Source organism: Pseudomonas saponiphila (genome assembly GCF_900105185.1).
In the GTDB taxonomy this organism is placed as follows: domain Bacteria; phylum Pseudomonadota; class Gammaproteobacteria; order Pseudomonadales; family Pseudomonadaceae; genus Aquipseudomonas; species Aquipseudomonas saponiphila.
This window is the reverse complement of record NZ_FNTJ01000001.1, coordinates 3,082,719-3,100,855: the sequence shown is the minus strand read 5'-3', so window position 1 is coordinate 3,100,855 and position 18,137 is coordinate 3,082,719. Positions and strand designations below refer to the sequence as shown.

General features: G+C 64.7%; 19 protein-coding genes and 1 pseudogene. 13 read left to right on the top strand and 7 right to left on the bottom strand.

The features are described 5' to 3' along the window. Positions 1-37: 37 nt before the first annotated feature. Positions 38-973 (top strand): LysR family transcriptional regulator, encoded by a 936-nt coding sequence (locus BLV47_RS14390; protein WP_092314604.1) that lies wholly within the window; start codon positions 38-40, stop codon positions 971-973. Here the strand turns inward: BLV47_RS14390 and BLV47_RS14385 are convergent. Further along, positions 945-1,199, bottom strand: coding sequence for a hypothetical protein (locus BLV47_RS14385; protein ID WP_016962601.1), 255 nt, complete (start codon positions 1,197-1,199; stop codon positions 945-947). The genes BLV47_RS14390 and BLV47_RS14385 overlap by 29 nt on opposite strands. Before the next feature lie 235 nt (positions 1,200-1,434). On the opposite strand from BLV47_RS14385, the gene BLV47_RS14380 reads away from it, so the two are divergent. Continuing rightward, positions 1,435-1,755: an ElaB/YgaM/YqjD family protein gene (locus tag BLV47_RS14380; RefSeq protein ID WP_016962600.1), complete on the top strand. Its 321-nt coding sequence runs from the start codon at positions 1,435-1,437 to the stop codon at positions 1,753-1,755. A gap of 52 nt (positions 1,756-1,807) precedes the next feature. Here BLV47_RS14380 and BLV47_RS14375 read toward each other — a convergent pair whose 3' ends face one another. After that, positions 1,808-2,845, bottom strand: coding sequence for an Ldh family oxidoreductase (locus tag BLV47_RS14375; protein ID WP_092314602.1), 1,038 nt, complete (start codon positions 2,843-2,845; stop codon positions 1,808-1,810). A 267-nt stretch (positions 2,846-3,112) separates the two neighbouring features. Between BLV47_RS14375 and BLV47_RS14370 the strand changes: the two genes are divergently transcribed. After that, positions 3,113-4,114: a FecR family protein gene (locus BLV47_RS14370; RefSeq protein WP_092314600.1), complete on the top strand. Its 1,002-nt coding sequence runs from the start codon at positions 3,113-3,115 to the stop codon at positions 4,112-4,114. Positions 4,115-4,158: 44 nt separating this feature from the next. Here the strand turns inward: BLV47_RS14370 and pvdQ are convergent, their stop codons facing one another. Beyond that, entirely contained in the window at positions 4,159-6,495 is a 2,337-nt protein-coding gene (pvdQ, locus tag BLV47_RS14365; protein ID WP_092314598.1) for a bifunctional acylase PvdQ, read from the bottom strand. 298 nt (positions 6,496-6,793) lie between these two features. Between pvdQ and BLV47_RS14360 the strand changes: the two genes are divergently transcribed. Further along, on the top strand, positions 6,794-7,168 hold the full coding sequence (locus BLV47_RS14360) for a fe2+ zn2+ uptake regulation protein (RefSeq protein ID WP_092314596.1): 375 nt from the start codon (positions 6,794-6,796) through the stop codon (positions 7,166-7,168). 13 nt (positions 7,169-7,181) lie between these two features. On the opposite strand, the gene BLV47_RS14355 is transcribed toward BLV47_RS14360, so the two are convergent. After that, positions 7,182-7,370: a hypothetical protein gene (locus tag BLV47_RS14355; RefSeq protein ID WP_092314594.1), complete on the bottom strand. Its 189-nt coding sequence runs from the start codon at positions 7,368-7,370 to the stop codon at positions 7,182-7,184. A gap of 171 nt (positions 7,371-7,541) precedes the next feature. Here BLV47_RS14355 and BLV47_RS36745 point away from each other — a divergent pair, with 171 nt between their 5' ends. Next, the gene (locus BLV47_RS36745) at positions 7,542-7,670 is read left to right on the top strand and encodes a hypothetical protein (RefSeq protein ID WP_256596732.1); all 129 of its coding nucleotides are present in this window, start codon (positions 7,542-7,544) and stop codon (positions 7,668-7,670) included. An 88-nt stretch (positions 7,671-7,758) separates the two neighbouring features. Here BLV47_RS36745 and BLV47_RS14350 read toward each other — a convergent pair whose 3' ends face one another. Next, a complete protein-coding gene (locus BLV47_RS14350; protein ID WP_092314592.1) occupies positions 7,759-8,673 on the bottom strand; it encodes a LysR family transcriptional regulator in 915 nt (304 codons plus the stop codon). Positions 8,674-8,793: 120 nt separating this feature from the next. Here BLV47_RS14350 and BLV47_RS14345 point away from each other — a divergent pair, with 120 nt between their 5' ends. Next, a complete protein-coding gene (locus BLV47_RS14345; RefSeq protein WP_092314590.1) occupies positions 8,794-9,789 on the top strand; it encodes an aldo/keto reductase in 996 nt (331 codons plus the stop codon). Between the two features lie 48 nt (positions 9,790-9,837). On the opposite strand, the gene BLV47_RS14340 is transcribed toward BLV47_RS14345, so the two are convergent. Beyond that, a complete protein-coding gene (locus BLV47_RS14340) occupies positions 9,838-10,371 on the bottom strand; it encodes a hypothetical protein (RefSeq protein ID WP_092314588.1) in 534 nt (177 codons plus the stop codon). Between the two features lie 454 nt (positions 10,372-10,825). Here BLV47_RS14340 and BLV47_RS37025 point away from each other — a divergent pair. The 3 genes and pseudogenes from BLV47_RS37025 to BLV47_RS14330 form a co-directional block, all read left to right on the top strand. Next, positions 10,826-11,959, top strand: a pseudogene (locus BLV47_RS37025) (cache domain-containing protein); the annotation flags it as partial. A 15-nt stretch (positions 11,960-11,974) separates the two neighbouring features. Further along, a complete protein-coding gene (locus tag BLV47_RS37020) occupies positions 11,975-12,820 on the top strand; it encodes a methyl-accepting chemotaxis protein (RefSeq protein WP_425272172.1) in 846 nt (281 codons plus the stop codon). Positions 12,821-12,899: 79 nt separating this feature from the next. After that, positions 12,900-13,355, top strand: a complete 456-nt coding sequence (locus tag BLV47_RS14330; protein ID WP_092314584.1) for an SRPBCC family protein — start codon at positions 12,900-12,902, stop codon at positions 13,353-13,355. On the opposite strand, the gene BLV47_RS14325 is transcribed toward BLV47_RS14330, so the two are convergent. Next, entirely contained in the window at positions 13,356-13,799 is a 444-nt protein-coding gene (locus tag BLV47_RS14325; RefSeq protein WP_092314582.1) for a nuclear transport factor 2 family protein, read from the bottom strand. A 310-nt stretch (positions 13,800-14,109) separates the two neighbouring features. Here BLV47_RS14325 and BLV47_RS14320 point away from each other — a divergent pair, with 310 nt between their 5' ends. The 4 genes from BLV47_RS14320 (at position 14,110) to glgA (ending at position 18,128) form a co-directional block, all read left to right on the top strand. Continuing rightward, entirely contained in the window at positions 14,110-14,559 is a 450-nt protein-coding gene (locus BLV47_RS14320; protein ID WP_092314580.1) for a DUF411 domain-containing protein, read from the top strand. Continuing rightward, entirely contained in the window at positions 14,556-15,005 is a 450-nt protein-coding gene (locus BLV47_RS14315; protein ID WP_092314578.1) for a YqaA family protein, read from the top strand. The genes BLV47_RS14320 and BLV47_RS14315 overlap by 4 nt, the downstream gene beginning before the upstream one ends. 167 nt (positions 15,006-15,172) lie before the next feature. Beyond that, entirely contained in the window at positions 15,173-16,126 is a 954-nt protein-coding gene (locus tag BLV47_RS14310) for a D-2-hydroxyacid dehydrogenase family protein (protein WP_092314576.1), read from the top strand. A gap of 439 nt (positions 16,127-16,565) precedes the next feature. Then, entirely contained in the window at positions 16,566-18,128 is a 1,563-nt protein-coding gene (glgA, locus tag BLV47_RS14305) for a glycogen synthase GlgA (protein WP_092314574.1), read from the top strand. Positions 18,129-18,137: the final 9 nt, after the last annotated feature.

Here is an 18,137-nt window from a genome sequence, read left to right as displayed (position 1 = left end):
CTGATCATCGATAAACCCCAACTCAGTGCTTAATGATATGAACCAGATGAATATCGCCAGCGTCGACCTCAACTTGCTCAAGGCCTTCGAAGCCCTGCATGACGAGTCCAGCGCCAGCCGCGCGGCTCTGCGCCTGGGAGTCACCCAGTCGGCCATGAGTGCGGCCTTGCGCCGCCTGCGCGAGTTGTATGGCGATCAATTGTTCGTTCGCACCGGCCGCGGCCTGGCGCCGACCCTCAAGGCCAATCAATTGAAGCCGGTGGTCACTGAGGCTCTGAACAAGTGTCGCCAGAGCCTGGCCATGGTTGCTCCGGACAGCGCCGATTATCAGGGGCGCTCGGTGACGGTCGGGCTATCGGATGATTTCGAGATTGCCTATGGCCGGCAGATGATCGAGGCCGTGGCCCGACGGGCGCCCAAGCTGCGGCTGATCTTCCGCCAGACCCACAGCCAGATCGTCGCCGAGGCGCTGTTGCAGCGCAGCGTCGACCTGGCCATCAGCGCCGGCGGCTTTGCCGAGCGCCTGCTCAGTCGGCAAGTGCTGGGGGAAGGCGACTACCTGTGCCTGGCGGACCCGGCCAGCCTGGCACCCGGGCAACGGCAGATCGACCTGGAGGAATTTGTCCGGCGCGAACACCTGCTGGTGTCGTCGCAAGGCTTTATCGGCATCACCGATGAAGGATTGGCGAATCTGGGGCTCAGCCGCCAGGTCTGCGCCTCGACCACGCACTTTGCCGCGCTGCCCTTTCTGCTCAAGGGCAGCCAGGCGGTGGCGACCATTCCTGCCCATGCCGCGCGGCGCATCGCCGAGTTCACCGGCCTACAGTTGCTGCCCTGTCCCTTGGCACTGCCACGCTATCCGATCGAACTGGGCTGGCGCACCAGCCCACAGATCGACCCGCTGCTGGTGAAGGTACGTGAAGCGATTGTCGAGTGTTTCGCGATTACTTGTTCGCCGCCATCAACCGATTGACTTCGCTGCGCACCATGTTGGAGAACTCCGGCGGCGACATGCCGTCCAGTTCCGCGCGGACCCACTCGGCCCACTTGCCCTTGCGCTTGCCGCGCTCGCCGAACAACCGCGCGGCCTCGCCCTTGGCCTTGCCCAGGTTGCTCTGCCACAGTTCGAACAGACGGGACTTCTCGTCCTCGATGGCGGCGCGTTCGGCCAGGGGCTTGTTAGCCAGATTGAAACTCATGGGAAATTCCTGCTGCGTAAAATAGGCGACATCTTACACTGTAGGGGCTGACGGGTTTACCCCGGGCTGGCAAGCAAGGGGCAAAATGGCTGCAACTTTTGCCACCGCAGCGGACTCCATTGCAGGTACCCGATCACTGCAGCCGCTGCCGCAGACTGCAATCGGCTTGAGCCGGCCTTCTGCTCCAGAAGGCGCGCTCATGCACCACCGTTCACATTGTCCAAGGAAAAACTTCATGCCTCGTAAATCAGCCGCGCAAGCGGAAAACGATCAAATCAAGGACCAGGCCTTCAGCGAGTTGCAGGCGCTGATCGAAGAATCGGAAAAACTGCTCAAGGGCAGCGCCACCCTGGTGGGCGAAGAAGGTGAAAGCCTGCGTCGGCAGGTGAGCCTCAAGCTCAAGCAGGCGCTGGACTCGGTGAGCCATGTGCGCGAACGCAGCAAGCCGGTGGTGGATGCCACCGAGCAATACATCGGTGGCCACCCGTGGCAGACCGTGGCCATCTCCGCCGGTGTCGGGCTGGTGGTCGGCCTGTTGCTCGGCCGTCGTTCCTGACCGCCCCTGCAGGCCAGGTCCCTCGTTGGCCTGGCCTGCATTTCCATACCCTTCAGCCCCGCGCCAGATCCCGCAACTGCTGCAGTTGCGCAGCACCGATGGCAATCCCTTGTTGCAGCGAACGCTCGCGCTGCTGATGCCGGCGCTCCCCGGGCAGGCGCTTGAGCCCCACCGCGTGCATCTGACGCACCAGTTCCTGGCTGCGCTCGGTGAAACTCTGTCCGGCGGCCTTGCTCGGATCGATGACAATCAGTAACTGCCCGGTCCAGGGCGTCTTGGCCCCGGGATGATTGGACCAGTCGAATTCGAAAGAGAAATGTCCGCCAGTCAGCGCCGCGGCCAACAACTCCACCATCATCGACAGCGCCGAGCCCTTGTGCCCGCCAAAGGGCAGCAGCGCCCCGCCTTCGAGGATCGCCTTGGGGTCCTGGGTCGGCTGCCCCAGGCTGTCGACGCCGATGCCCAGGGGCAGGCGCTTGCCCTCGCGCGCGGCAATCTGCACATCGCCGTGGGCAATGGCGCTGGTGGCCAGGTCGAAGACAATCGGCTGGCCCTGGGCCTGGGGCGCGGCGAAGGCAATCGGGTTGGTGCCGAACAACGGCCGATCGGCCCCATGGGGCACCACGCAGGTCATGCTGTTGACCACGCTCAAGGCCACCAGCCCTTCTTCGGCAAAAGGTTCGACATCCGGCCAGAGTGCGGCGAAATGGTGCGAGTTGCGGATCGCCAGGACGGCAATCCCGGCCTCCCGGGCCTTGTGCACCAGCAGCTCGCGGGCCGCCGCCAGGGCCGGCTGGGCAAAGCCATTGTCGGCATCGACCCGGACAAAGGCTGCGGCGACATCTTCCACCATCGGCTGCGCCTGGCCATTGACCCAGCCACTGGCCAGGGTCGAGACGTAGCCGGGAATACGGAACACGCCATGACTGTGGGCGCCGTCACGCTCGGCGCCGGCGCAGTTCTCGGCCAGGCAACGGGCGACCTCGGCGCGACAGCCGTGGCCCAGGAAAATCGACTCCAGCAACTGCACCAGAGCCGGGTAAGACAGGTATTCGCAGGGAGTATCAACAACCGGGGACGAGGCAGACATCTGAAGCTCCAGAGTAGTTATTGGAGGGGGCAACAGGACGTGACTGGCGATTAAACAACGACCAGCCGCAACCCTGTCAACCACCGTCTGAAGCTTGCAGGGAAGGTGCCAGAATCCTCCCTTGCGGCGACATCCGCAGCCCGGTTCCCAGCGCCTGACAAAGGGCATCGTGGGCGAAATTCACCCCAGATGACTGGGCAATCGCCATCATGGTTGTTCTCCAAGGCTTGTCGCGAAGGGTAGAATGCGCGAAATCAGGAAGAGTCAATGAGCCAACAGATCCTCTCAGAAGCCGAGTACGACGCCATTACCCAGGCTGCGGCGCAATGGTGCATGCGCCTGCACGAAGCAGACTGCAGCGATGCCGAGCGCCTGGCCTTTCAGCAATGGCATGATGCCGACCCACTGCACGCCTTCGAATACCAGGCCATGCGGGAAATCTGGGAAGTGGCCGATCAACTGCCACCCTCCGCCATGTCGACCCCGGCGCCCCAGCCGGCGCCACGACGCAGCTGGCAACGTTACGGCCTGGCCGCGGCCATTGCCCTGTGTGCCCTGCCCCTGGCCGCCTACAGCGGCTGGGAACTGGGTTGGCTGCCCTCGTCCTACGAACGCTTCGAAGCCGGCGACAGCCTGCGCAGCGTGACCCTGGCCGATGGCAGCCAGGTCGAGCTGAACCTGGGCAGCGCCCTGACCTACAGCAACTACAAGGACCAGCGCCGGGTCACCCTGAACAAGGGCGAGGCCTTCTTCAAGGTCAGCCATGACAGCGCTCATCCTTTCGTGGTCAAGGCCGCCCGCGGCCAGGTCAAGGTCACTGGCACCCAGTTCAACGTGTGGATGTATGAAGATCAGGTGCGGGTCACCCTGCTGCAGGGCTCGGTGCTGGTCAACAGCAATACCGCCCAGCCCGGCGAGGGGTTCCGCCTGGAGCCCGGCATGCAGGCCCGCTACCAGGAAGGCGACTACGCACCGCAGATCAGCCAGACCTACAGCAACGACAGTTCCCTGGCCTGGCGCAGCGGCAAGCTGGTGCTGGACAACCTGTCCCTCACCGAGGCCCTGCCGCTGATCAATCGCTATCTGGACAGCCCGGTACAGCTGGCTGACAGCCAGACCGGCAACATCCGCGTCGGCGGCATCTACAACACCCGGGAGATCAAGAGCCTGCTGACCTCGCTGCCCAAGGTGCTGCCGGTGTACCTGACGCGCAATCGCCAGGGTAACCCGGTGATCAACGCCCTGCCCCAGTCGCCGCCAAACAGCTGAAGGCCGCCCGGTTCCCGGGGCGGCCTCGATTCACTGACTGACACTCACTGCGCGAGCATCGACTCAGGCTCCCGGCGCGGCTCCTGGATCCGTTGCACCTGATACTGGCCGTCGGCGCGGATCTGCGCCTCGGTAAAGGGCAGCGCCTGCCACTGGTTGGCGGCAAACGCCTCGGTCTGGTCGCGAAAATGCGCCGAGGCCGGGTCGCTGGACAGGGAGAACGCCAGCAACCCCAGGGCCCGCGGCCCGTGCTCATCGAAACTGACCACATTCAGGTAGCTGGTGCCGCTCACCACCTCGCGCTTGCCGTCGTCCCCCGGCACGCTCTGGATGGCGTTGTACACCCCCAGGCTTTCCGGGCCACCGGGCACCGGAGTCGGCCGCCCGCCCCGGCTCACCTGCTGCAACTGGCCCCAGCGCACGTCATCCGCCAGCCCGGCGGCGTCCACCTCCTGCGCCGCTGCCAGCATGGCTGCACGCAGGGCCCGGGCCACCGGTTCGCGGCCGATGGCCAGGCCCCGCGGCGTGTGCTGCGGGTCCCTGGCATCGAAAGCCACCCGCCAGATATCGGGGCTCTGCAACAGCGGCTGCATGATGCTCTGGAAATACACCAGGCCCAGGCCGCTGTGCAGACCGGCACTGCGGTCCCAGGAGGCGAGGCTGCCACACAGCCGCGCCAGCTGCCGGGCATCGGCGCCCAGGTCCTGCGCACAGAACTGCAGCAGGTCCGGCATCACCAGGCCGGCCAGGTACACCTGGTTGTCGCTGACCATGTGCAGCAGGTCGGCCGCCCTTATCTGCTGCATCCGGCCCAGGCGCTCCAGAGCGAAACGCGCGCGCATCTTCAGCGGCACGTCCTGCTGGCTGATCACCGGCGAGAAGCCTTGCAGCGGCGCCGCCGGGTTGACCATCCAGGCCGAATCGTTGGCGTGCTGCAGGTAGTCGTTGCGCGCCAGTTGCGGCAGCTGGCTGGCGGCGAAGATCCCCGGCTGCGCCGCGGCCGGATCGATGTCCCAGGCACAGGCGCTGCGCGATCCGTCGAGGACGATCACCTGGGTTCCGGCCCGTGGATCGCTGCACTGCGCCAGCTTGGCCTGGGTCACGTTGGGCACCACCGACTGGTTCATGTACAGCGCACGGCCCTGGTCGTCCACCGCCAGGGTGTTGACCCAGGGAATGCCCTGCAACCGGTGCACGCGGTCTTGCAGGTCGGTCACGCTGCCGGCCTGATTCATCGCGTACCACTGGGCCAGCACGCGGCTGTTGTCGAGGTTGGCGTCGCGCAGGCTGTAGGCGTACTGGCGGTTCCAGTCCAGCTCCCCCGGCCATTGCACCACGGGGCCGAACACCGAGCTGTAGAGGGTGCGCGACTGGGGTTGCACACTGCCGTCCGCACCTTTGCCCTGCACCGTCACTACCTGACGCTGCATTGGTAGCGAGCGACCGTCCAGCAGGTAGCGGGTCGGGTCCTTGGGGTCCAGTTGCAGGCGGTACAGGGTGAAGTGCTTGGACGCATCCACGGTGTGGGTCCAGGCCAGGTGCTGGTTGAAGCCGATGTTGATCAGCGGCAGGCCGGGCAAGGCGGCGCCCATCACATCCAGCTGGCCGGGGATGGTCAGGTGCATCTGATAGAAGCGCATGCCGCCGACCCAGGGAAAGTGCGGGTTGGCCAGCAGCAGACCGCGACCATTGAAGGAACGCTCGCCACCCACCGCCACCGCGTTGCTGCCCCGGTCCAGGGCGAAAGCCTGTTGCCGGCTCGCCGCCAGTTGCCACTGCCTGGGGCTCAAGGCCGCCTGGGCAGCGTCTCCCGGGGGCGCGGCCAGGGCCAGGGCCTCGACGAACTGGCCGGCACCGCCCTCGACCAGCAGGCGTCGGGTCAGCTTCACCAGGTCGGCGCTGGTCAGCGGCCGCAGCCAATCGCCCTGGCACTGCTCCGGCAAGCCCTGAGCGCGGCGCTCAAGCAACTGCCGGTTGAAACCTTCGACATAACCCTGCATGCGTTCGCGCAGCGCCGGGGTCTGCGCCTGCCAGAAAGCCGCCACCGCCTCGGGGCTGTTCAGCCAGCTGAAAAACACATCGCTGGCCAGATTGTCGCGCTGCTCCGGGGTCTGGCCCTGCGCACCGAAATACCTGGAACGCTCGGCGTTGACCGTCAGCACTTCATTGGCCAGCAGGCACAGATTGTCCTGGGCATAGGCGTAACCGATGCCATAGCCCAGTCCGCGCTCATCGGCGGCACGGATATGCGGCACACCAAAGCTGGTGCGGCGGATCTCGGCCCGGACCGGGTCCGGCTGTGCCTGTGCCTGAACGCCACAACCGAGGCTCAGCAACGCGGCGACAAGGGCTAAATGCGGAAATTGCCTGGAAATGATCACACCGACTCCTGATACAAAAAAACACAACCAGGACTGGTGCGCAGGCGGGGTACGGCAATGCCGCCAGTCTGGGAATCCAGCCGCGCACGGATCAACCGGCGCCTGCCTGCCCATAAAGACGAAGACCGGGGAAAAAATTTAAGCCCACAACGCCGGCCGCTGCGGTCATCACATGTCAGTGACTCGATACTGACAATTTTTCTACATTCTGGGCCTCATGATTGGTCACCCTCGCTCGTCTAGTACTTAGAGCACCCATCATTCTTTTCCTGATCAGGCTCTGATAAGGAGTTCTTGCATGTACAACCCGCAACTGCCAATGGATGGCACCCCCGTGAACAACCCGCCTGCGCTGAATGCCGGCGCCTTCAGCCGCAGCGCCGAGCGCAACAGCAACGAACGCATCAAGCAGCTGCTGAAGAGCTTTGGCCTGCGCACCAGTCTGATTCGCCTGAAAGTCATCGACGCCCTGCTCACCGCCGCCCAGAGCGAGCGCTCCCTGGGCGTGCGCGGAATCCACAGCCAATTGCTGGAACTGGACATTCCGCTGTCGTTTCTCAGTGTCCGGGAAGTGTTGAAGCGCCTGTGCAGCGAGGGCGTGTTGACCCTCAATGCAGACAAGAGCTACAGCCTGCACCAGCAGGCCGCAGCGGTGCTCGACGGCCTCTCCTGAGGCCGCCGGCGGCTCAGGGCTTGACCTTGCGGCGCATCACGCCATTGATCACCACCACGACCACCGCCACGCCAATGGCGATGTACTGAAAGAGTTTTTCGCTGATGAAGCCATGGTTCTGCAGGTAGGAAAGGCCAAGCATGGTCCCCAGTACCACCAGGGAAATCAGAATCGAGTATTTCAAGCGTTGTGACTGGGTCATTGCGGGGTCCTGAAGCTGAAAATGTATCCGCCGTGTATCAAGGTCGATGCCAAGCACATACCAGGATTTGGGGATGGGCCGGGGAAATCGGGGTCACATGGTACAGGCGCCAAGAAGATTTTGCTTCCTTGCCGGCCTGCTGCGTTTTCCGTGCCCCTTGAGGATTGATAAATGTTTCGTCGAATCACGCTGCTGATTCCCCTGCTGGCCATCCTGACCCTGTCTGGCTGCATCATCATGCCCCGCGATGGCGGCCATCATCGTTACTACGACGGCGGCCCCGGCTACTACCACCGCTGAGACATGCGGCCAATCCATCGGCCGCAGCGCATCGCCCACCACCAACGCCCGCCCCGTCGCGGGCGTTTTGCTGCCAGGACCGGCGGTTTCAGGGACGCGAGGTCAGGTTGCCGGGGCGGGCGAACAGCTCCACCAGCCAGTCGACCAGCACCCGCACCCGGGTCGACAGATGGCGCTGGGGCGGATACAGCGCGGTCAAGGGCAGCGTCGGCGCCGGGCAATCCTGCAGCACCTCCTGCAGCAGGCCGGCCTGCAACTGCCGGGCAACGTTGTAGTACGGGGTCTGCACCAGCCCGTAACCGGCCTCGCAGGCCGCCAGGTAACCGTCGGCGCTGTTGACCGCCACCTGCTTGGGCAACTGCATCTGGCGCAACTGGCCGTCAACGAAGAACTCCAGGCCGTAGCGCTTGCCGCTGACGCTGGAGAAGTACTCCACCATCTGATGCCCCTCCAGCTCTGCCGGGGACCGTGGAATTCCCCGCTGGCGCAGGTAGCCGGGGCTGGCGCACGTCACCTGCTGCAATTGCACCAGCGGCCGCGCCACCAGACTCTCGTCCAGCGTCGGGCCGCCACGCAGGGCGCAATCGACGCCTTCGCGGATCAGGTCCACCGGACGGTCATTGAGGCCGATTTCCAGCTCGATCAACGGGTAGCGGGCGGAGAATTCCGGCAACGCCGGAATCACCATCAGGCGACCGATGCCCACCGGCATGTCGATGCGCAACAGCCCCCGGGGATGGTGCCGGGTCAGGGAAAACGCCGCCTCGGTTTCCTCCAGGTCCGCCAGCAGTTGCAGGCAGCGCCGATAATAGGCGGCGCCGTCCAGGGTCGGGCTGACCTGGCGGGTGGTGCGGTGCAGCAGTTGCACCCCCAGGTGAGCTTCCAGCTGCTTGATCAGGATGGTCACCGAAGCCCGGGGCATTTGCAGGTCGTCGGCGGCGCGGGCAAAGCCGCCAAGCTCGACGATGCGGGTGAAGACGCGCATGGCATTAAAACGGTCCATGGAACACAGGCTCGCGATTATTTAGAAAACACCAATAGTGATAGCGTTTTTAGCCTGTTTATCGGTTTTTTGTCGAGTAGCAAACTGCATGCTCTTCCCCACTCACCGGAGCAATCACCGATGCACACTCGACAACTGGGTCATAACGGTCCACAGGTTTCCGCCATCGGCCTGGGCTGCATGGGCATGAGCGACTTCTACGCCCCAGGCAGCGATCCCCGGGAAGCCATCGCCACCCTGCACCGCGCCCTGGAACTGGGGATCAACCTGTTGGACACCGCCGACATGTATGGCCCCCACAGCAACGAAGAACTCATCGGCCAGGCGATTCGCGGCAAACGCCAGCAGGTGTTCCTGGCCAGCAAGTTCGGCATCGTCCGCGATCCGGGCGACGCCACGGCCCGCGGCGTCAATGGCCGCCCGGACTACGTGCGCGCCTCCATCGACGGCAGCCTGCGTCGCCTCGGCGTGGACACCCTGGACCTGTATTACCTGCACCGGGTCGACCCGCAGGTGGCCATCGAGGAGACGGTCGGCGCCATGGCCGAGCTGGTCCAGGCCGGCAAGGTGCGCTATCTGGGCCTCAGCGAAGCCTCGGCCGCGACCCTGGAACGGGCGCACAAGGTGCATCCCATCAGCGCCCTGCAAAGCGAATATTCGTTGTGGAGCCGAGATCAGGAAGACAACGGCTGCCTCGCCGCCTGCCAACGCCTGGGAATTGCCTTCGTGCCCTACAGCCCCCTGGGCCGGGGTTTTCTCACCGGCGCCCTGCAAAGCCCGGACGATTTTGCCGCCGACGACTACCGGCGCCTGAGCCCGCGTTTCCAGGGGCAGAACTTCCAGCGCAACCTGCAACTGGTGCAACAGGTGCAGCAACTGGCGGCGGACAAGCAGGTCACTGCCGGGCAACTGGCCCTGGCCTGGGTACTGGCACAGGGCGACTACCTGATTCCGATTCCCGGAACCAAGCAACGGCGCTATCTGGAGGAAAACCTGGGGGCACTGGAGGTGCGCTTGAGTGCGCAGGAGCTGGCGTCGCTGGAGCAGATCTTCAGCCCGGGCAACACGGCGGGCAATCGCTATCCCGAAGAGGTCATGGCGCTGCTGACGCGCTGAAGCCGACAACCTGCGCGCTCGCTGAGCGAGCGCGCAGGCGTACTGCAATCAGGCTTTGGCGGAAACGTTCTTGTCGGTCACCGTGGTGCCGTTGCCCTTGCCGTAGTTCTGCAGGCTCTGCAGCACGTAGATGGCCTTCTTGTACTCGGGCACCAGGTAGTTGGCGTACTTGTTGCCCTTGATGTTGTTGTTCTGGATGTCATCGAGCTTCATGGCGAAGTATTCCAGCGCATTGAAGGGCTCGTCCGGGTTCTTCGGAATGCCGAAGCGATCGAACTTGTCGCCGGCGTTGAGCAGATTCAGCGCGGTGACATCGGAAATCAGGCCATTGTTCTTCAAAAAGGTGCTCATGCTGCCCAGGGACTTGGTGGTCACGTTGGTCGGATCGAAGCCCTTGATCTGCTTGTGCAGTTTCAACTGGTCCATCTTGCGGATGTCCAGCACCGTGGGGTTGCTGCCCACCAGGCTCAACATCTGCCGCACCTTGGCGCTCTGCGAAACCGGTTTGGAGGAACTGCCGCCACCTTCCTGTACCAACAGACCCGCCTTGCTGGTCCAGCCTCCAACGTATCCGATTGCCATGCTGACACTCCTGTAGTCCGGCTTGCCGATCCCCCTGTTTCACCTGTCGACCGCCAGACTTCGAAAGCTCTGATGGGGTACCTGAAACTGGGTGGAAGCCGTGTTGAATCATCTGAATGGGCGCCAGTATCAACGCCGAGGGAGCCCGGCAACAACGCTTTATTTCGACAATTTACAATTTCTGTACAAACTCGACACATTTCGCCCAAAGGCCCGATTTAAAGGGTGGACGGAGGGTCGGCCATGCTCGAACCGTCATCTTTTCCTGCTCTGATCGAGGCTTTTCACCCCCGCCCGGCGCCTTTGCCAACCAGCGCCGATCGTGGTTTTTAAACCCACCGCGACTTTTTTGGACGATCGTACTAAAGAGCTGAAAAACCGCGCCGACATCCTGTGGATGCCCTGACACGGCTCCCCCCCGAAAAATAAGAAACGCTCGGAAAGGACAGGTCCCATGCCCGCTTTGCGCACCATTCAAACCCGCTACACGTTGTTTCTGGTCCTGTTCATTGTCCTGATGCTGGTACTCACCGTCGTGGGCATCAGTCAGTTGGTCGCGCCCAAGCTGCGCCACACCGAAGAACAGGTGGCCCTGAACCGCATCGCCGAAGTGGCGGAACACATCCAGGGCGAACTGAACAAGGTCCAGGCCCAGCAGCGCAGCATCACCCAGACCATTCCCCTGCTCGACAGCGACAGCATCGACCGGGTCCTGCCGGGGCTGGTGGACCAGTACGGCGAGCAGAAAGTCTTCGGTGGCGGCATCTGGCCCCTGCCGGGCCAGCGCACCCCGGGCCGCAACAAGCACAGCACCTTCTGGCACCGCGACGCCTCCGGCAAGCTGGTGGTCAACACCTTCTGGAACAGCGACCCGGCCCCCAATTACTACGACCAGTCCTGGTACCAGGGCGGCATGCAGACTGCTCCCGGCCAGTGCGCCTGGGCCGCGGCCTACAAGGACGACGCCAGCGCCGAACCGCGGACCAACTGCGCCATGGCCATCCGCCGCGACGGCCAGCCCTGGGGCGTGGCCACCATCGACGTGACCCTGGGCTTCTTCAACGACCTGGTGGCCCGCCAGGAAAAGGAACTCAACGCGCAGATGCTGATCGTCGAGGCCGACGGCAAGATCATCAGCAACAGCTCACGCATCAGTGGCCCGATCGTCCTCAAGAACATTCGCGAACTGGCCGCCGCCTCGCCCTTCGCCGCCCGGATCCAGGCCGCGCTGGAGCAGCGTGACAAGGGCCCCCAGCGCCTCGAATTCGATAACGCCGGGGTGCCCAGCACCTTCTTCATGCGCGCCATCGAAGGCACTCCCTGGTTCCTCGCCAGTACCCTACCCACCCAGCAGATCACCGCCCAGCGCGACGATGTACTGAGCACCCTGAGCCTGTTGCAGATCCCCATGGTGATCCTGCTGGTGCTGTTGCAGGTCTATGCGATCCGTCAACTGGTGCAACGGATGAAGATCCTCAAGGGCAACATCGATGCCCTGGCCACCGGTGATGCCGACCTGACCCGACGCATCGTGATCCGCGCCGAAGACGAGCTTGGCGCCATCGGCCATTCGGTCAACCACTTCATCCAGTACCTGCAGACGATGATCGGCGAAGTGACCCAGGCCACCGACGCCATGGCCGGCAGCCTGGTGCAGTTGCAACAGAGCTCGACCCACAGCCAGCAGATCCTGCTGCGTCACGCTTCGGAAACCGACCAGACCGTGACCGCCATCACGCAGATGAGCAGCACCGCCGAGAGCGTCGCGGCCAACGCCGCACAGACTGCGGACTTCACCCGCCGCGCCAACGAGCATGCCGAGCATTCGCGGGTGGTGGTGGGCCAGGCCTCCGGCAGCGTCATCGCCCTGATCGACGAAGTGGCCGATGCCACCCACAAGGTCGAAGCCATGCAGGCCGATGCCCAGCGCATCACCGAAATCCTCGGGGTGATCGGCGACATCGCCGGACAGACCAACCTGCTGGCCCTCAACGCCGCCATCGAGGCGGCCCGGGCCGGAGAGCAAGGACGCGGCTTCGCGGTGGTTGCCGACGAAGTCCGGGCATTGGCGGCGCGGACCCAGGACAGCACCTCGCAGATCAACGAAATGCTCAGCCGCCTGAGCCAGGGCGTCAGTTCCTCGGTCAGCGCCATGGAGAACACCCAGGCCAGTTGCCAATCGGCGGCGGACGCCACCGCGCGGGTCAACAGCGGCCTTGACCAGATGGCCGATTCGGTGAGCCAGATCAACAGCCTCAGCACCCAGATCGCCACCGCCGCCGAGCAGCAGAGCGCAGTGACCGAGGAGATCAACCGCAGCATGGTGAGCATCCGACACATGGTCGAGGAACTGGTGGAAAGCGCCCGGGCCGGCGAAAGCAATACCCAGAGCCTGCTGCAGGCCAATGCCCAGGTCAGCCATCTGATGAGCCGCTTCAAAGTCCGCTGAACGGCTGCCCGCCGCCGCTGGCAGGCCCCGGCGGCGGGACTATATTGGAGGCTCCGGTCACAAGGAAGTGGGGTGCGTCATGGGCCAGCGCCAATCACATCTATTGCAGGAACAGATCCGCCACGAGCTGTACATCCGGGCCGGCATCGACACCGTCTACTACTACCTGAGCCAGCCGGACCGCTGGCCGGAATGGCACCCGTGCAGCCTGCGGGCCGACACCGGGCTCGGCGGTTCGCTGCCGGCCGGCCATCGCTTCAGTGAAACCATGAACCTGCTGGGGGTGCAGATCCCCACGAGCTACCGGGTGCTGGTCGCGCTGTTTCCCAAGGAGTTCAAGGTCCTGTTCAGTTCCGCCGCGCTGGATGGCTCGCTTCGCTACCAGTTGAGCAAACAGGGGGACGGCACACTGCTGCAGCGTACCCTGGCGTTCTCCACCGACCTGCATCTGAGCGGCCTGGGCCCACGCATGGAGCAGCTGTCGGCCCAGGCCCTGGGCAATCTCAAGCAACGCCTGGAAGCCACGGCCGGCTGATCAGAAGGCGCCGTTGGCGTTGGCGGCCTTGTCCGGCAACACCTGGCTGGTGTCCCAATGCTCGACGATCTTGCCCTGCTCCAGGCGATAGATATCGATGATCGACTTGACCACCCCCGGTTCGCGGCCGGTGTTGCGCACATGCACGATCACGAAGTCGCCATCGACGAACAGGCGTTTGATCTCGCTGCGCGATTGCGGGTAGTGCTGCTTGAGAAATTCGATGAAGGTCCGAAAGCCCTCGATGCCATCCGCCACGGCCGGATTGTGCTGAATGTAGTGCGCGCCCAGGTAAGGTCGGGCAGCGGCGAAGTCCTTGTCGTTCAGGGCCAGTTGATAGAACGCCAGCACATTGCGCCGGTTCTCCTGCTCCTGGGCGCTGTATTCGGCCAGCGCCGGAGTGGCCAACAACAGCAGGAACAACAACGTCAGGTAGGGTTTCATGGAGCCTCGCTGGTGTGCCGCGGGCCGTGCGCCCGGCCCTGTATAAGATGGTTCGCCCTGGCTGCCAGTCCACCTGACAAATCTGTAACCCAGACCTCAGGTTGCTGACAGCCGGCGCCGATTAAGCTTGCCAAACCTGCGGGACTCTATCGGCATGCAGGGCCTTCCAACAAGCCGCCGGGGCAACAGGTCCCAAGCCCGCGCAGCGGTTTTGTATCACCTTGATACATACGCGCGTGCCGCAAACCGGCAAAAACCGCAAAAATGCGCCGCACCCGGCATTGGCCCGCGTACCCACACGAGATATTCCATGAAACACAGACTGCGTCTGGCGGCCCTGTCCGCCCTGTTCATCACCTCACTGGCCCAGGCCGCCGGCAGCATCGACATCGATGTCCACCGGGACGCCAACTGTGGCTGCTGCAAGAAGTGGATCGAGCATTTGCAGGCCAACGGCTTCAACGTCCGCGATCACGTCGAGGCCGACATGAGCGCGGTCAAGCAGCGCCTGGGCGTGGCACCGCGCCTGGGCTCCTGCCACACCGCGGTCATCGACGGCAAGTTCGTCGAGGGCCATGTGCCGGCCGAACAGGTGCTGGCCCTGCGCAAACGCGACGACCTGCTGGGCATCGCGGCCCCAGGCATGCCCATGGGCTCCCCCGGCATGGAGGTGGACGGCATGGGCGCCGAAGCCTTCCAGATCATCGGCCTGACCCGCGATGGCCGGGATGTGCTGGTGGCGGACTACCCCGCCCGTTGATCCTCGGCGCCTACCTCGGGCTGTTCCTGGCGGCCTTCGCCGCCGCCACCCTGCTGCCCATGCAATCGGAAGCGCTGCTGGTGGGCCTGCTGCACAACGGCCAGTTGAGCGTGCTCGGGCTGTGGCTGGTGGCAACCCTGGGCAATGTGCTGGGCTCGCTGGTCAACTGGTGGCTGGGCCGTCGCCTGGAACAGTACAAGGAGCGCCGCTGGTTCCCCGTCGGCCTGCGGCACCTGGAACGAGCCCGCCGGCACTACCAGCGCTATGGCCACTGGTCGCTGCTGCTGAGCTGGATGCCACTGATCGGCGACCCGCTGACCCTGGTAGCCGGCGTCATGGGCGAGCCCCTCAAGCGATTCCTGCTGCTGGTCAGCCTGGCCAAGGGCGCCCGCTACGCCGTATTGGTGTGGCTGACCCTGGGCTGGCTGGCCAGCCCGGGCACTTGACGGCCAGCCCCTAGCGGCCTGGCCATCCGCCTCCCGCGACCTACTTGCCGACAGGCCGGCGCCGATGAATATCCGCGTGCGCATGGCCACAAATCTGCGCCATGATCGGCAACCTCAGCAGGCCCCACCGGGCCGCTTGATCCGTCCCCCGAATCAGGAGCCCGAACATGACGCTGCAGATTGCGGTAATCGACGATTGGCAAGACGTGGCCCGCGAGGTGGTGGACTGGTCGGTGCTGCAGGGCATCGGCCAGGTCAGCTTCCTGCATGACTACCCCGGCCAGCGCGAGCTTCTGGTGCAGCGCCTGCTGCCGTTCCAGGTGATCTGCGTGATGCGCGAGCGCACGCTGTTCGACGCCGATCTGCTGCAACGCCTGCCCCGACTCAAGTTGCTGCTGACCGGCGGCATGCGCAACGCCGCCATCGACCTTGAGGCCGCCAAGGCCCTGGGGATCCAGGTCTGCGGCAGCGACAGCTATCGGCAGGCGGCCCCGGAACTGACCTGGGCCCTGCTCATGGCCCTGACCCGCAACCTGCTCAACGAAGCCAATGCCCTGCGTGCCGGCCACTGGCAACAGGGCCTGGGCGGCGATCTGCACGGCAAGACCCTGGGCCTGCTGGGCCTGGGCAACATCGGCCAGCGGGTAGCGCAGTTCGGTCAGGTGTTCGGCATGCGGGTGATTGCCTGGAGCGAGAACCTCAGCGCCGAACGCGCGGCCGCCGCCGGGGTGATCCACGTCGACAAGCAAGCCCTGTTCGAACAGGCCGATGTGCTCTCGGTGCACCTGGTGCTCAGTGAACGCAGCCGTCACCTGGTGGACGCCCAAGCCCTGGCCTGGATGAAGCCCGACGCCCTGCTGATCAACACCGCCCGGGGGCCGATCGTCGACGAGGCGGCGTTGATCGCTGCCCTGGAACAGGGCCGACTGGCCGGAGCCGCCCTCGACGTGTTCGCCGAAGAACCCTTGCCCGCCGAGCATCCGTTCCGGCACCTGCCCAATGTCCTGGCCACGCCCCATATCGGTTACGTCACTCGGCAGAACTACCGGCTGTTCTTCAGCCAGATGATCGAGGACCTGCAGGCCTGGCACGCCGGCCGGCCGATCCGCCTGCTCAACTGAGCCGCCACTGCCCATTTTCGGGCAAGGCGCCCCAGGCCCTGCACCAGCCGCAGGCAGGGCCTCACCGTTTTCGCGCCGCAGGCTGGACAGCCACGCTCGCCGACGGTGCAGCCACGACCTTTCGTCGGGAGAGCCCCCTGCTCCCGCCAGCCCCCCGGGGGAAAGCCCGAGGGACCACAGCGACGCTCTAGGTTGTGTCCTAGACTGAAATTCGCCCCGTGACCGACCGGTCACTTTGGTACTGAAAAAGTCGAAACTTTTCGCTTCGGCCCAGAGTCAGGTTAAAGGTAGGGTCGCTGCCACTGGTGCATTCCTTGCAACGGCTCCTCCACCCTTTCTGCTTCAGCGCTCGAGCAGCTCAGGCTGATCGATGTGTGGTGCGTTTGCGCCCGGCCACAGGATTTGGCCGACAGCACTTCAATAAAAACCGGAGAGACCTATGATCAGCGCCGTATTGAATACTCAGGGAGAGCATCCTCAACCGCAGGCCGATGAGCGCACCGCCCAGCCGACTTCGGGGAGCAAGACGGTGCTGCCGCTGGCCCGGCAAAATCCCAACCGCAAGCGGGTGTTGTTCGTCACTTCGGAAATCGCCGATCTGGTCAAGACCGGCGGCCTCGGCGATGTATCTGCGGCCCTGCCCCGAGCCATGGCCCACCTGCACGATGTGCGGGTGCTGATCCCCGGCTACCCCCAGGTGCTGCACAGCGAGAACCCCATTCACATCATCGGCGAGCTGGGCGGCCACGCGGCGCTGCCGGCGTGCAAGATCGGGCGCATGGACATGCCCGACGGCCTGGTGATCTACGTGCTGATCTGCCCGGAACTCTATGAGCGCGAAGGCACGCCCTACGGCGCCAACAATGGCCGCGACTGGCCCGACAACCATATTCGCTTCGCCCGCCTGGGACTGGCCGCCGCCGACATCGCCGCCAACCTGGCGCAGATCCACTGGTGCCCCGATCTGGTGCACGCCCACGACTGGCCCGCCGGCCTGGCCCCGGCCTACATGCACTGGCGCGGACAACGCACGCCCACCCTGTTCACCATCCACAACCTGGCCTACCAGGGGGTGGTCAGCCTGGCCTCCTGCCCGGAGCTGGGCATTCCCGAACACGCCCTGCAACAGGAGGGCATGGAGTTCTACGGCAAGCTGTCGTTCCTCAAGGCCGGCATGGCCTACGCCAGCCACATCACCACGGTCAGCGCCACCTATGCCCGGGAAATCACCACCCCGGCCTTCGGTTGCGGGCTGGACGGCTTCCTGGCCAGCAAGACCCAACAGGGCCTGCTCAGCGGCATTCCCAATGGCATCGACGAGAGCTGGGACGCCGCCACCGACAACCACCTGTTCCGCCCCTTCAGCATCGGCGATTGGCAAGGCAAGGCGGCCAATGCCGCCTACGTGCGGCAGATGTTCGGCCTCGACCCCAGCAATGGCCCGCTGTTCGCCGTGGTTTCGCGGCTGGTCTACCAGAAGGGCCTGGACCTGACCGAGGCGGTGGCCGAGTTCATCGTGCAAGCAGGTGGCCAGATCGCCATCATCGGCCGTGGCGAACCGGAGGAAGAACAATCCATGCGCGCCCTGGCCCGGCGCTTCCCCGGGCGCATCGGGGTGCATATCGGTTTCAACGAAACCGACGCCCGGCGCATGTTCGCCGGCAGCGACTTCCTGCTCATGCCGTCGCGCTACGAGCCTTGCGGCCTGAGCCAGATGTACGCCCAGCGTTTCGGCTCGCTGCCGGTGGCGCGCAACACCGGCGGGCTGGCGGACACCATCGACAATGGCGTCACCGGGTTCCTCTTCGACGAGTCCACGGTCCCCAGCTACCAGCAGGCCCTGACCCGGGCCTTCAAGGTGTTCGCCTACCCGGCGCTGCTCAATGCCATGCGCTGCCGGGCCATGGCGGCGCCGTTCAACTGGTGCAAGGCGGTGGAACCCTACGCCGAGCTCTATGAGCAACTGGTGGCCAAGGCCCTGGGACAGGCCGCGAGGTCGTAGGGGCCGGCA